General features: G+C 38.3%; 12 protein-coding genes. 11 read left to right on the top strand and 1 reads right to left on the bottom strand.

Annotated features, from left to right (window positions below):
- The first annotated feature begins 49 nt into the window (after nt 1-49).
- The 9 genes from QSG86_RS13115 to QSG86_RS13075 all read left to right on the top strand — a co-directional run bounded on the left by QSG86_RS13115 (nt 50) and on the right by QSG86_RS13075 (nt 11560).
- The gene (locus QSG86_RS13115) at nt 50-1186 is read left to right on the top strand and encodes an acyl-CoA dehydrogenase family protein (protein WP_317031909.1); all 1137 of its coding nucleotides are present in this window, start codon (nt 50-52) and stop codon (nt 1184-1186) included.
- 227 nt (nt 1187-1413) lie between these two features.
- The gene (locus QSG86_RS13110) at nt 1414-3057 is read left to right on the top strand and encodes an AMP-binding protein (RefSeq protein ID WP_317031908.1); all 1644 of its coding nucleotides are present in this window, start codon (nt 1414-1416) and stop codon (nt 3055-3057) included.
- Nucleotides 3058-3413: 356 nt separating this feature from the next.
- On the top strand, nt 3414-4181 hold the full coding sequence (locus tag QSG86_RS13105; RefSeq protein ID WP_410487469.1) for a HesA/MoeB/ThiF family protein: 768 nt from the start codon (nt 3414-3416) through the stop codon (nt 4179-4181).
- Nucleotides 4182-4292: 111 nt separating this feature from the next.
- Nucleotides 4293-5594, top strand: coding sequence for an ABC1 kinase family protein (locus QSG86_RS13100; RefSeq protein ID WP_317032575.1), 1302 nt, complete (start codon nt 4293-4295; stop codon nt 5592-5594).
- Between the two features lie 341 nt (nt 5595-5935).
- Nucleotides 5936-6316, top strand: a complete 381-nt coding sequence (gene folB / locus QSG86_RS13095; protein WP_317031907.1) for a dihydroneopterin aldolase — start codon at nt 5936-5938, stop codon at nt 6314-6316.
- The gene (locus QSG86_RS13090) at nt 6273-6728 is read left to right on the top strand and encodes a 2-amino-4-hydroxy-6-hydroxymethyldihydropteridine diphosphokinase (RefSeq protein ID WP_317031906.1); all 456 of its coding nucleotides are present in this window, start codon (nt 6273-6275) and stop codon (nt 6726-6728) included. The genes folB and QSG86_RS13090 overlap by 44 nt, the downstream gene beginning before the upstream one ends.
- A 155-nt stretch (nt 6729-6883) precedes the next feature.
- Complete coding sequence (locus QSG86_RS13085) at nt 6884-7228, top strand: YcgJ family protein (RefSeq protein WP_317031905.1); 345 nt, start codon at nt 6884-6886, stop codon at nt 7226-7228.
- A 1276-nt stretch (nt 7229-8504) separates the two neighbouring features.
- Nucleotides 8505-9623, top strand: a complete 1119-nt coding sequence (locus QSG86_RS13080; RefSeq protein ID WP_317031904.1) for an efflux RND transporter periplasmic adaptor subunit — start codon at nt 8505-8507, stop codon at nt 9621-9623.
- Entirely contained in the window at nt 9620-11560 is a 1941-nt protein-coding gene (locus QSG86_RS13075; protein ID WP_317031903.1) for an ABC transporter permease, read from the top strand. Before QSG86_RS13080 ends, QSG86_RS13075 begins: the two co-directional genes overlap by 4 nt.
- 108 nt (nt 11561-11668) lie before the next feature.
- Here the strand turns inward: QSG86_RS13075 and QSG86_RS13070 are convergent, their stop codons facing one another.
- The gene (locus tag QSG86_RS13070; RefSeq protein ID WP_317031902.1) at nt 11669-11869 is read right to left on the bottom strand and encodes a heavy-metal-associated domain-containing protein; all 201 of its coding nucleotides are present in this window, start codon (nt 11867-11869) and stop codon (nt 11669-11671) included.
- 152 nt (nt 11870-12021) lie between these two features.
- Here QSG86_RS13070 and QSG86_RS13065 point away from each other — a divergent pair, with 152 nt between their 5' ends.
- Both QSG86_RS13065 and cueR read left to right on the top strand, forming a co-directional pair.
- Nucleotides 12022-14514 (top strand): heavy metal translocating P-type ATPase, encoded by a 2493-nt coding sequence (locus tag QSG86_RS13065; RefSeq protein WP_317031901.1) that lies wholly within the window; start codon nt 12022-12024, stop codon nt 14512-14514.
- A 53-nt stretch (nt 14515-14567) separates the two neighbouring features.
- On the top strand, nt 14568-14960 hold the full coding sequence (cueR, locus tag QSG86_RS13060) for a Cu(I)-responsive transcriptional regulator (RefSeq protein WP_317031900.1): 393 nt from the start codon (nt 14568-14570) through the stop codon (nt 14958-14960).
- Nucleotides 14961-14971 lie beyond the last annotated feature (11 nt).

Here is a 14971-nt window from a genome sequence, read left to right as displayed (position 1 = left end):
CACCAGTATATTGCTTGTAATGGATGAGCTCAAAAAATAAGGACGAGCCATGATTTTAAATGAACAACAAAAAATGGTACAGGAGATGATGCGTGAATATGCGCAACATCAACTTAAACCTACTGCCGCAGCACGTGATAAAACGGCACAGTTTCCTGCACAGCAGCTACAAGAGTTGGGCCAATTGGGTGCATTGGGAATGACCGTTGCTGAAGAATGGGGTGGTGCGGCACTGGATTATGTTTCCTTGGTGTTGGCGCTAGAGGAAATTGCTGCAGGTGATGGTGCAATTTCAACCATTGTTAGTGTACAGAATTCATTGCCTTGTGGCATTTTACAATCTTATGGCACAGTACAACAAAAACAACAGTACTTAACCAAATTGGCTACAGGAGAGTGGTTGGGGTGTTTTTGTTTAACTGAACCTCAAACGGGATCAGATGCAAGTGCAATTACATGCAAAGCGACTAAAGAGGGTGATGAGTGGGTACTCAATGGTACTAAACAGTTTATTACCACAGGTAAGTACGCTCAAATTGCTTTAGTACTTGCCGTGACAGATAAGGCTGCAGGTAAAAAAGGGATTTCATGTTTTTTGGTGCCGACAGATAATCCTGGCTATGTGGTCGCAGGGCTGGAAGACAAAATGGGACAACATTGCTCAGATACCGCCACCATTATCTTGGACAATTGTCGTATTCCAGCAGATCATTTACTGGGGAAAATCGGTGAAGGCTATAAAATTGCCTTATCTAATCTGGCCTCAGGACGAATTGGTATTGCTGCACAATCTTTAGGTATGGCACGTGCTGCATTAGATGCAGCGGTAGCATATGCAAATCAACGTCAAGCTTTTGGTGTAGAGCTGGTGCAGCATCAGGCAATTGCATTTCGTTTGGCTGATATGGCCACCCAAATTGAAGCGGCACGACAATTAACCTTACATGCGGCCAGTTTAAAAGATGCGGGCTTACCTTGTTTAAAAGAAGCATCTATGGCAAAACTCTTTGCTTCTACCATGGCAGAGCGCGTCTGTTCTGATGCGATTCAAATTCATGGTGGTTATGGTTATGTTGCTGATTTCCCTGTAGAGCGTATTTATCGAGATGTGCGGGTCAGTCAAATTTATGAAGGTACTTCAGATATTCAACGTTTGGTCATCGCAAGAGAGGTGTGTCAAGTTTAAACACTTTAAAGCAAATGCTGCTGTTCAAATACGGATATGCAATTGAGGTATTTGGAAATTGTGTCTGAGGTTTCAATATGATTATCTCAGTACAGAATCTCAGTACAGAAGCAGTTTCAAGCAATACTCCGATGAGTGATCGGCACATTGATGATGTCATAACAAAAATACAGATGGATATACAAAATCATTGGATGATTTTGTGAAAAAAGGATAGAGGTATTAAAATGAAAACTTTAGCACAGGCATATCAGGAATTTGATTTTGATCAAGTTGTTGCTGAACAATTGATCGGTTCAGTTAATCATATTAACGCTTATGTAGAGTGCTGTGAGCGTTATGTTGGTCAGCAACGTACTGCTTTAATTTGGCAAGGAAAAAATGCAGTATCTGAACAATGGACTTTTGAGCAATTGGCACAGGCTTCAGGCCAAATGGCTAATTATCTGCAACACATCGGTATTCAGGCAGGTGATTGTATTGCAGGATTATTGCCCCGTACGCCAGAGTTGTTAATTACGATTTTAGCAACATGGCGCATTGGTGCAGTTTATCAGCCTTTGTTTACGGCCTTTGAGTCCAAAGCCATAGAACATCGTATTGATAGTGCACAAACAAAGTTGATTGTGACCAATCAAGAACAGCGTAGTAAATTGAATGGGATTAAGATTCCCCATATTTTAACCCTGCATCATCCAGAAACACCGCAGCAAGATCCAGATTTTTGGACAGTGCTTTCGACACAGTCCACTGAATTTTCACCGATAGCAAGAAGTTTTGATGATTATTTTTTAATGATGTTCACGTCAGGTACAACGGGTTTGGCGAAATCGGTTCCTGTTCCTCTTCGTGCAATGTTGGCATTTAAAGGGTATATGACCCATGCGGTCGGTTTACAGGCAGATGATTCTTTTTGGAATTTAGCTGATCCGGGTTGGGCGTATGGATTGTATTATGGCATTACTGGTCCATTAAGTTTAGGCCAGTCGATTATTATGGATGAACGTCCTTTTAGTGTTGATCACGCAATTGAAGTGATTAAAAAATATAAAGTCACTAACTTAACTGGGTCGCCGACTGCATTTCGGATGTTTTTTGGTTTTAAAGAAAAATTTGATGCCTCGATTAAAACACATTTACGTGTAGTCAGTAGTGCGGGTGAGCCACTGACACCTGAAGTGATTCATTGGTTTAAGCAAGATTTTGACGTCAATATCTATGATCAATATGGACAGACCGAGTTAGGCATGGTAATTGCCAATCACCATGGCTTAGATCATCATAAAAAAGTAGGTTCTGCAGGTTATGCAATACCGGGCCATCGTTTTGCCGTTTTAAATAAAGATCATCAAGAAGTCGAGCAAGGCGGTATCGGAATTTTATCTATTGACTGTTCACAATCACCATTGTTCTGGTTTCAGGGTTATGCTGGACATAATCGTAAATCCTTTGTCGGTCATTATTATTTAACAGGAGATACGGTAAAGTTAAATGAGTTGGGCGGTATTGATTTTATTGGGCGTGCTGATGATGTCATTACCACTTCTGGTTATCGCGTTGGTCCTTTTGATGTCGAGAGTACTTTGCTTGAATGCCCAGAAGTATTGGAATCTGCAGTAATTGGTAAACCAGATCCTGAGCGTACAGAGATTGTAAAAGCATTTGTGGTATTAAAACCACAATATCAGGCTTCTGAGCAATTGATGATACAACTTCAAAGCTATGTGCGTTCGCGCTTATCCAAACATGCCTATCCGAAAGAAATTGAATTTGTCGTACAATTGCCCAAAACATCAAGTGGTAAAATTCAACGTAATTTATTGAAGCAACAGGAAATTGCCAAAGCACAGCAGATTCAGGAGGTTAGCTAAATTTGGCCGATACAGTCGATATAGATGAAACAGTAAACCTTTGTTATTTATAGCAGGGGTTTTTTTTAGATATAAAGGTATGCCTCTATTCAAGCAAAATATCATTGATCATGATGATCATACTAAAAGCCATACACATTGCAGCTAAAGATAGGATGGATATTGCGATGTAGATAGGGAATTGTTAGTATCCATTTTTTGAGTGAGTTACGACAGTCGATCTATTGCAACGAATATCATTTTTATCAAGATCATGATGATATGGGGTTAGCGCCCTGATCTAACTCTAAATGCATTGGTTTTTTGTGTTGGCTGTCCTTTTCTTTATCGTAAATCATCACATGTGAGCCGCCGTTGTGAATCGTACCTTAGATATAGATTGGGAACTTAGTGATGCTGAAATGCAGCTTTATGCACGGCAAATTTTATTAGATGGCTGGGATATTGAAGCCCAAGAGCGTTTGAAATTAGCCAATGTGTTAATTGTGGGCTGTGGCGGAATTGGCTGTACAACTGCTGAACTTTTGGCACGTGCAGGTGTTGGTAAAATTACACTGATTGATGCAGATAGCATTGAAATGAGTAATTTACAGCGGCAAATAGCCTATCTACCACATGATATTGGCTTTTATAAAGCAGATGTTTTAGCACGACGATTACAGCAGATTAATCCCTATATACAAGTAGATCATTATACAGAAAAACTACAACAACATAATGCACACACACTTATAGCCAAACAGGATTTGGTTTTAGATGGTTGTGATAATTTTACTACGCGTTATTTGGTGAATAAAGTATGTAAACAAGCAGATGTTGCATTGATTAGTGCTTCAGCAATTGGTTTTCAGGGACAGTTATTTATGGTGGAAGGCACATCGGCTTGTTATGAATGTTTGTTTCCCCAAGAAGCACATGCCAATGAAAGTTTAAGATGTGCCGATTCTGGTGTATTGGCCACTACACCCAATGTCATGGCGAATTTACAGGCACATCATGCGCTTTTATATTTAGGTTTAGCGAAAATGCCATTAAGACAAAAAATTTTACTGTGGAACGGTCTCAATATGACACAGAAAATTTTAAGTTTTGATAAAGATTTAACATGTTCAATTTGCTCATAAAATAATTTTTAGTCCAGTAAAAAGTTATATTATTTATTTGTATAAATCAATTATCGACAGGTCATCATTTTTTGTTAAACTGTGGGCCAAGCAATTAATCAAAAGCAGATGATGAAAAATAATGTTTGGTTAGATGGATTTCGCTCAATACGCCGTATGGGTGAAACTGCTGTTGTCACTGCCAAAGCCGGCTTTAAATATGCGACTGAAAAACCGAGTCATGCTAAATTAATGCGTGAAACTTTTGAAGACTTGGGTTCAACATATATTAAGTTGGGGCAGTTTATTGCCAGTACACCTTCTTTATTTCCAAGAGAATTTGTTGAAGAGTTTCAAGGCTGTCTGGATCAAACACCAAAACTACCTTTTAGTGAAATTCAGGCGGTTTTGGCGCGTGAGTTTGCAGGTCGTTCTTTAGATGAAATTTTTGCTTTTATTGAAGAAGAGCCTTTAGCTTCGGCATCGATTGCTCAAGTGCATGCTGCTCAATTGGTCAGTGGCGAAGATGTGGTGATCAAGGTGCAAAAACCGGGTGTTGAAACGATTCTTTATACCGATTTAAATGTATTACATTGGGCCACTAAAGTTTTAGAAAAAGCAGTGCCAAAGGTTAAATTTGCTTCTTTAGCCGATATCGTAGAAGAAATTAAAACACGTATGGTGCGTGAAGTTGATTTTATTGAAGAAGCAAAAAACATTGATGATTTTACTCAATATTTAAATATTACACATAATCAGGCAGCTGTTGCGCCTAAAGTTTATCATCAATATTCTACCCGCCGTGTTTTGACCATGCAGCGTTTTTATGGTGTGCCATTGACCGATTTTGAGGTGGTCAAGCGTGTCGCGGCCGATCCATCACAAGTCTTAATTACCGCGATGAATACATGGTTTGGTAGTTTAATGATGTGTGAAAGTTTTCATGCCGATTTACATGCTGGTAACTTGATGTTACTCGAAGATGGCCGAGTTGGATTTATTGATTTTGGTATTGTGGGACAGCTTAAACCAGAAGTTTGGACTGCTGCGATGGCCTTTATTGATGCCATGCAAAAAACTGATTTTGCTGTTATGGCAGAAAACATGCTAAAAATGGGCATGACGGATGGTGAAGTCGATGTCAATGTGTTGGCCAAAGATTTAGAACGTTTATTTGGTGGGGTGCTACTGGCTGATCCGCAGCAAATGCTTTCTACTAATCCGGCTGATTTAAATGACATCATGCTGGATATGGTCGCAATGGGTGAGCGTCATGGTATTCGTTTCCCTCGAGATTTTGCTTTACTGTTTAAGCAAATGTTATATTTTGATCGTTTTATGCGTATTCTTGCACCTTATACGGATGTTTATGCCGATCAGCGCTTACAAATGCTACAAAGCATGGATTCTGAACTATTGTTAAAGCATGAGTAAAATTAAGCATGTTGCTGGTTTTTTTATTACATGATGATCTGCTTTAGAATTATGGTGAGGTTAAAAAGACAGCCTAGTTCAATCCAATGTTATGGTTTAACCATTACACTCTGTCATAGGGTTCTTTATTGAACTCTATGCCGATTGAAGATAAATTTACATTGAATACACCATCTTGATCAAGGTGATCATCTGATCAACAGGGGTATTAAAATGATGATAAATATGATCTGTTTAAAAAACATTCATCTATGAGTACGTTGCTGGACTTTGTATATAGCAAAGAAAAATATGAGTATGAACCAAGATAATTGATCACGAAATGAATGGAGCGCTAAATAATGGATGCCATCCTTGTTGAAGGGTTAAAAGTAGAGACTGTGGTGGGATGCTTTGAGTGGGAACGTCAAATTATTCAACCTTTAATGCTGGATCTGATTTTGTCGACCAATCTTGAACAAGCTGCCCATTCAGATTTGCTTGAAGATACGTTAAATTATGCAGAAATTTGTCAAATCTGTGCACAAGTGATTCAACAAGCTCAACCTAAACTGATTGAACATGCGGCAAAATTAGTCATTGATGCCTTGTTGACGACCTTTTCTGCCATTGAGTCAATTGTTATTACCATTCGTAAGCCTGCTATTCTTCCGCAAGCAAATTCTGTAGGAATTCGTCTTGAACGCCACCGAAACAATTTTCGCCTTAGCACTGGCGAGTAATTTTAAACCACAGCTTAATTTTGATCATGCCTATGTACAACTGCAATCTTTAGGTCAGGTATTTTTTTCAAAAATTTACTTAATTCCATGTCGTGATGGTGTCGGGGAAGATTATTGGAATTCTGCATGTTTACTGAAAAGTCAGCGTAGTGTGCTACAGATCATGTCTGATTTAAAAGATTTGGAGCAACGTTCTGGGCGTATCAGACCCTCACATAAAATCTCATTAGACATTGACTTGATTGCATGGGGCAAAGATTTAACCACGATGCAATTTAATCCGAAAAAACTGCCCTTGCCCTTAGATGTGCAAATTCCATTAAGTGAATTATGGTCACACCCTGATCTATCGCATCAGGCACATATTTATCCTGTGATCTCTTTTGAAGAGATGCTCTCTTTATCATCATAATGATATGTTAATCGCAATTTATGATCAGATTTAAAATAAGATCTCAAGCGACTAGACCAGCAATAATCGTAATATCACCGATGAACGGTTGATTCGGTTATTGTTTATCAGGATCATTTCAGCTAGAATTTAACTCTAATAATGATAAAATTTTAATGATGAAAACGATATTCTCTATATGTTGCCTAGGACTACTTCTATGTAGTCAGCTAAGTTTTGCAAAAAAACCAGCGCTTATTTTAAAAAATCCGTTGCCTGGTGTGTTATGTGATCAGTATATGTGTGTTAGTCGTCAAGAGGGGGTATCTAAAAGATTAACAGCAAAATATTTAGGTCAAAAGCAAGCGCAGAAAACGTTTTCTCAAGGTACCTTTGATACTTCAGCATTTACATTTGCAAATGGCGTCTATTGTGATATTAAAAAGCAGCAATGTTATGTCGATCGTTATACTGATAGTGCAATTGAACCTAAGACGACTCAGCAGCTATTTGGTCAATAATTTTTAATATTATTCCATCATTATTCGTGATTTTAGCGATCATAAAAAAATCAGTTCATCAGTGAAAATATATTGATTTTTTCTCGTATTTATCTGTGTATAGCAATAGATCCTGTCGATATTTACTTTTGTCCATTGTGATCTCAAAGGATTGGCTTTGATCTTTATTGAGCACAAGCCTCCCAGCAACAGTCAGTTGGGGTAAATAGGCGAGTGATGTAAACCATAAAACGTTGTGTTTTAGCCGATTTTATACTAAAAATAATTCTATTAATTCTTTTATAAATAATAACTTAATAAAAATATATCCACATTAGAAGTAGAGACTTTGATCTTATAAAGAATAGGAAATATTGCTTAATCCAGCCATAAGTTCTACTCGTTTTGTCTGAAACAAGATATTAGCTCAGTCTTTTCAGTTGTTTGCCCAAGCAGAATATATTCGCGATGACGACTTGCATCAAATCACGATAACATTTAGCCACCATCACGCCATGATTATTGTTGATGATATCAAAGTAGACAATATATCGAAATTAGCAAAAGGCGTAATTGAGCAATAGGGTAATCATATTAAAGTCAAATCAGACTTAAATAAATTTATGCCAGATTAGAGTTGGTCGATACTTGTCTGTAGATTGAGGGATCAGCAAACTTGGCGAGTTGGTTTACAGCTTAAGTTTGAGCCTGGATATACAAGTTAAATTTTTAACTTATGTAGTCATGTTGCAAAAGAAAATCAACAAACACAGGAGAGATTTAACTAGATTGAGTATGGTTTTAGCGAGAATGCGCTAAAGGTTGTTCTATAAAGCAGAACGCAAACGAAATCCGTAAGGAAGCAGCTAAGCAGGATTGCTTTTAGCATCTTTCACTTGAGCGAGCCGGAAGTGATGGCAGTATGTCAAATAAGTGAATAGTGTTGATGATGCGATGTTGCTTAAATTAGATGAGAAAAATAAAACTCAAATAATCAAGGAATTTATTTCTAAATATTGACCAATAATATATCAAGTAACTGATTTAAATACGATAAAACAGCGATAAAACACGTGCATCAGATTACACGCTATTAAGGATCGTTTGATTTGAATTGGATCTTGTTTTTTGACGCGCTTGAATAACATATTGGCTGAAATTGATGAAATGATATTTCGGTTACTTTGGGGTTTAATTAACTTTAAAGTATTTATTTTTAATAATTTATTTATATGACTTTATGATGATAAGAAAAAAATTAATTTTAGTTTTGCTGGTGTTTTTGCTGGTATTAAGTGTGGTTATCATTTTTGGCTATTATGATCAAAAAAAGCAGGCAAATAAAATCCCGCCAAGTACAAGTCTGGTGCAGCGTCATGATATCACTGAATCGGTAAAAGCCATTGGTGAAGTTTATGCAACTGAGCTGGTCTCTGTGGGTGCTCAGGTTTCTGGTCAAATTTTAAAACTACATGTTCAATTGGGCCAAGCTGTGAAAAAAGGTGATCTTCTGGTTGAAATTGACGCCAAGACTCAGTATGACAAATTGAACATGAGTAAAGCCGAACTGGAATCTGCACAAGCAGATTTAGTGGCTAAAAACATGTTATTACTGACAGCAGAAAAGAGTTTCATCCGGAAGAAGACACTTTATCAAGTTCAGGCTGAATCTAAAGAATTACTTGAACAAGCCGAAAATCATTTAAAACAACAAGAAATGGCCGTACAAATGGCGAAATTGCGCATTAAACAATTGCAAATTAATGTAAATACAGCAAAAACAGAATTGGCTTATACCCAGATCAAATCGCCACTGACAGGTACGATTGTTTCTCTGCCGATTAAAGAAGGACAAACGATTAATTTTGCGCAAACAACACCACTGATTGCAGTAATTGCAAATTTACAACAGATGGAAGTACGTATGCAGATCGCTGAAGGTGATTATACTAAGCTTAAGCCCAATATGCCTGTGATTTTTAGTACGCTTGCAAATCCAGATATAAAACTGAATGGGAAAATTATTAGTATTGATCCGGCATTAACTGCATTGAGTAAAGGCATTTATGACCATAAAACTGAAAATGCCGATGTAGCCGTTTATTACTATGCGCGAATGATTGTTAAAAATCCGCATCACATATTAAGCATTGGTATGACAACTCAAAATGAAATTATTCTTCAGCAAAAGAAAAATATCCTGACAATTCCTAAAAGTGCAATTTTTGCAACCAGTGCAGATCAAGCTTTGGTTGCTATGTATGGAGAAAATCACAAAATTAGCTTGAGAAAAATTAAAACTGGGATATCAAATCTCAATCAAATTGAAGTGCTTGATGGATTAAAAGCAGGCGAAAGCGTATTGACTGACTTTCAGCAAGAAGAAAACTTGGAAAGCAAAGGCAGTACGCTATGAGTTGCAGTACTACAACGAACGCTGTGCTGATAGAGCTTAAAAATATTAATCAGTTCATGGGCCCACAGCACAATCAGCAACATGTTTTAAAAGATATTAATTTATCGATTGAGCAGGGAGAATATATTGCGATTATTGGACAATCGGGGTCAGGTAAGTCTACCCTGATGAACTTATTGGGCTGTTTAGATTTAGCGACTTCAGGTGAAATTTTTTTTCGCGGTCAAGCAATTAGCCGACTTTGTCCTGATGATCTAGCTGAATTAAGATTAAAAAGTTTTGGTTTTGTATTTCAAAGATATAACTTATTAAATTCACTCAGTGCACTGGAAAATGTGTTATTACCAGCGGTTTATCTAAATCTTGATGTACAGACGCGCCAAGCGCGTGCAATGAAGCTGCTTAAGGCATTAGATTTGCCAGATAAATATAACAGTAGATCCAATCAGTTATCTGGTGGGCAACAGCAACGGATCAGTATTGCTCGTGCATTAATGAATGGAGGCGAGGTGATTCTGGCTGATGAACCTACCGGTGCTTTAGATTCTAAAAGTGGTGAAATAGTACTACAAATTTTAGAAAAACTGCATCAGCAGGGCCATACGATTATTCTGGTCACGCATGATCCGCAGGTTGCTAAACGTGCAAATCGGGTGATTGAAATTAAAGATGGTACACTTTTATCAGACCAAAAAAAATCAGATCAGATTCCTGCAGCGGCAAGGATCGATAAATTGCGACCAGTCAGGAAATTCAGTTGGCTGACACAGTTTTTTGCCGTGGTAAAAATGTCCATTCATTCGATCTGGTTAAATCGATTACGGGCATTTTTAACCATGCTGGGTATGATTATCGGCATTTGTTCAGTAACGATGATTGTTGCGCTGGGTAATGGCACACGTCAAAAATTTCTACATGATTGGAATGGATTTACACAAACTACTTTAACAATCTATCCAGGTCAAAATGATTTAGATGCATCATCCAGTCGTTTGAATTTTGATGATATTACTGCACTTAAAGATGTGGCTGAAGTCATGCATATTTCACCTTATATCGGTACCTCAGGTAAATTAATTTATGCCAATAGAAGTTTGGCGATAAGTGCACAGGGTGCTGATGATTATGGGCTTAAAATTTTTGATTTGTCTTTGGCACATGGCCGATTTATTACTCAAAATGATGTCAAAACAGCTGCAAAGGTCATCGTGATTGATGAGCAAGCGGCTCAAAAACTTTTCTTACAGCATAAGGCAGCATTACATCAAACAGTTTTATTGAACAAGCAGCTATATGAAGTCGTAGGGGTTGTAAAGAATAATTATAGCAATGGTGCACCTTCGGTGTGGATACCGAATACAACATTACAAAGGCAAATGTCGAGATTAACTTTATTAAGTGGCATGATTGTGGTACTTCGAGAAAATGCTCTATCTAAACATGCAGAAGATCAGATCAGAAAAATATTAATTGCACGTCATCAAATTGAAGACTTCCAGATTTTTAGTAGCGATGAAGCACTTAAAACCCTAGAGAAATATATGAATACCATCAGCTATTTTATATTCGCTGTGGCTTTTATTTCACTGGTGGTGGGCGGGATTGGTGTAATGAATATGATGCTGGTTGCAGTGACTGAAAGAATTAAGGAAATTGGTTTAAAAATGGCAATCGGTGCTAAAAAGCATGATATACGGATGCAATTTTTAATAGAAGCGATGGTTTTATGCTTATTGGGTGGAGTCATTGGTGTGACACTGACCTTTATTGCATGCCAGATTTTTAATTTTTTTAGTTCCGAATATAAAATGATATTTTCATGGTGGATTCCATTATCTGCTTTGATTTTTGCATCCGTGATTGGCTTGATGTTTGGCTATCTTCCTGCAAACCGTGCTGCAAATCTTAAACCGGTTGAAGCTTTAATGGATAAATAATCATTATTTAGTTGCTGATTATTTGCTGATAATGGGGTTTTGACTAATCAAAGATTGAGATGTGTTGAATATAAATAGGCCACCTAATAATTTAGGTGGCAATAGACTTTAGCTGGATTGAACTTGCGCAGCAAAACCATCTTCTGCTAAAGCCAATAAAATTTGTTCAATACAAGTTGTGTTGTCGATCGTTACGATTTTGTTTGGGACATCAATATTGACTTGAGCGTTGGGATCAAGCTCGTGAATAATAGCCGTTACACCACGTGCACAGCCGCCACAAGTCATACTTTCAATTAATAATTGCATGTGAATATTCCATTTTTATTTAAGATGACAGCAAGAGTTTAAACCTTGTCATCATGGTAAGGTCAAGTTTATTTTGTAAAGCAAATACTTGACCTTACCATGATGTCAATCTATATGCTGTGACAACTACATCAATAATCACAGAGGTTATAATGAACGAAAAATCAAAAACATCCTCTCCTTATATTGAAACATTATCAATTGAGGGCATGACCTGTGCTTCTTGTGTTGGTCGCGTTGAAAAGGCATTAAAAAAAGTGCCGGGAGTTAATGATGCTCAAGTTAATCTCGCGACAGAAAAAGCCGTTATTTATGCGGTGCATCCGATTGATATTCAAGTCCTGACCCAAGCTGTTCAACGTGCAGGATTTGATGTCGTGACTACAGCGCCAATTGAGTTGATGATTGAGGGTATGACGTGTGCTTCTTGTGTTGCACGAGTAGAAAAAGCATTGCAAAAAGTGGCTGGTGTGCAGCAGGCAACAGTCAATCTCGCGACTGAACGTGCAACCATTCAAGCAGGAGCATCTTTACAACCTCAGCAACTTATTCAAGCAGTTGAAAAAATTGGTTATACAGCCAAAATTGTACAGCAGGATCAACACGATCAACAGGCGCAAGAAAATCAAAAAGCTTTGGCACAGCAACAGTTGAAAAGAGATTTAATACTGGCGTGTATTTTAGCATTACCTGTTTTTATTTTAGAAATGGGTGCTCATTTAATTCCGCCTTTTCATGTTTGGATCATGCAGCATTTAGGAACACAACAAAGTTGGTTGATTCAATTTGTTTTAACCACATTGATTTTACTGTTTCCTGGTCGTCGTTTTTATCTCAAGGGTATTCCTGCCTTATTACGATTCGCGCCAGATATGAATTCACTGGTTGCTGTGGGAACATTGGCAGCCTATGGTTTCTCTGTGATCGCAACCTTTAGCCCAGCATTACTGCCTGTAGGAACGGTATATGTTTATTATGAGGCGGCAGCTGTTATCGTGGCGCTTATTCTATTAGGGCGATATTTTGAGGCAAAAGCCAAAGGTCGAACATTTCAAGCCATTCAGCATTTAATTGGTATGCAGGCCAAAACAGCACGTGTATCTCAAAATGGACAAATCATTGAAATGGCAATTGCTGATGTAACGACAGGTATGGTGGTTGAAATTCGTCCCGGTGAACGGATACCTGTGGATGGTGAAGTCATTGAAGGCAAGAGTTATATTGATGAGTCGATGATTACAGGAGAGCCTATTCCTGTTGCGAAACGTGTAGGTGATCGTGTTGTCGGTGGTACAGTGAATCAAAAAGGTACACTGAATATTCGTGTTACCGCTACAGGTGAGTCATCTGTGTTAGCACAAATCATTCATATGGTTGAGCAAGCCCAAGGATCTAAACTCCCTATTCAGGCCTTAGTTGATCAAGTCACGATGTGGTTTGTGCCAGTCGTTATGTTATTAGCTGCTTTAACATTTGTAGTCTGGTTTGTTTTTGGTCCTGAGCCAGCCTTAAGTTTGAGCTTAGTGAATGCGGTTGCGGTATTAATCATTGCTTGTCCATGTGCCATGGGATTGGCGACCCCAACATCAATTATGGTGGGTACAGGGCGTGGTGCAGAAATGGGGATTTTATTTCGTCAAGGTGAAGCATTACAGCTCTTACAAGATGTACAGGTGGTTGCAGTCGATAAAACTGGCACTTTAACTGAAGGTAAGCCGACCTTAAGTGATTTTTATGTATTGGCAGACTTCGAGCGACAACATGTATTGGCTTTGACTGCTTCAGTTGAGGCGAAATCTGAACATCCGATTGCCTTAGCAATTGTACAGGCTGCACAACAGCAAAATATAACATTATTGCCTATTCATGCATTCGAAAGTGTTACAGGATTTGGTATTAATGCCACCGTTGCAGGACAATCAGTGCAAATTGGCGCCGATCGTTATATGCAAAAATTAGGTTTAGATATTGCACAGTTTCAAACTGAGGCAACACGTTTAGCACAAGAGGGTAAGACGCCTATTTATGTTGCCATCGAACATAAACTTGCAGCGATTATTGCAGTGGCTGACCCTATTAAAGAAACCACTTATGCGGCAATCCGTGCATTACATCAATTGGGTTTAAAGGTTGCAATGATTACGGGTGACAACCGCCATACTGCACAGGCGATTGCTTCACGTTTATCGATTGATCACGTGGTGGCTGAGGTTTTACCAGAGGGTAAAGTTGATGCGGTCCGTCAATTACAGCAGCAATATGGTCGAGTTGCTTTTGTCGGTGATGGTATTAATGATGCACCTGCTTTGGCACAAGCAGATGTTGGATTAGCGATTGGTACGGGAACAGATGTCGCCATTGAGGCAGCAGAAGTGGTATTAATGTCGGGTAGTTTGCAAGGTGTACCGAATGCAATTGCTTTAAGCCAAGCGACTATTCGCAATATCCGGCAAAATTTATTTTGGGCATTTATCTATAATATTGCCTTAATTCCAATTGCTGCTGGTGTATTGTATCCAGCATTTGGTTTATTGTTGTCTCCTATTTTTGCGGCAGGAGCGATGGCATTTTCCTCAATTTTTGTCTTAACAAATGCTTTGCGCTTAAAGTATTTTCAGCCCAAAATAATGACGACAGAGAAATGATACCCATCGGATCAAGACAGAACTTTAACCTGCTCCATATCAAGAGGTGAGACATGAATATTGGTCAAGTAGCTCAGCAATCAGGTATTTCGCGTAAAATGATTCGTTATTATGAGCAGATTGGTTTACTTGATTCGGTAAAACGTTCAGATGCAGGTTATCGTATCTATTGCGAACAAGATGTCAAAATATTGAGTTTTTTAAAGCACGCGCGTGAATTAGATTTTTCCTCTGAGCAAATGAAAGCATTGCTATCTTTATGGAAAAATCCACAGCGGCAAAGTGTTGAGGTCAAACAGTTGGCATTACAACATATTGCAGCATTAAAGCAAAAAATTGACCAATTACAACAGATGGTGGATTGGTTACAGCATTCTGTAGATCATTGTTCAGGAGATCATCGTGCAGATTGCGCAATTTTAAATCATCTCGAACAGGGTGAGTAACCTTCAGATGT

This window comes from Acinetobacter sp. SAAs474, from assembly GCF_032823475.1.
Taxonomy (GTDB): Bacteria; Pseudomonadota; Gammaproteobacteria; order Pseudomonadales; family Moraxellaceae; genus Acinetobacter.
This window is presented reverse-complemented; position numbering and strand designations above follow the sequence as displayed.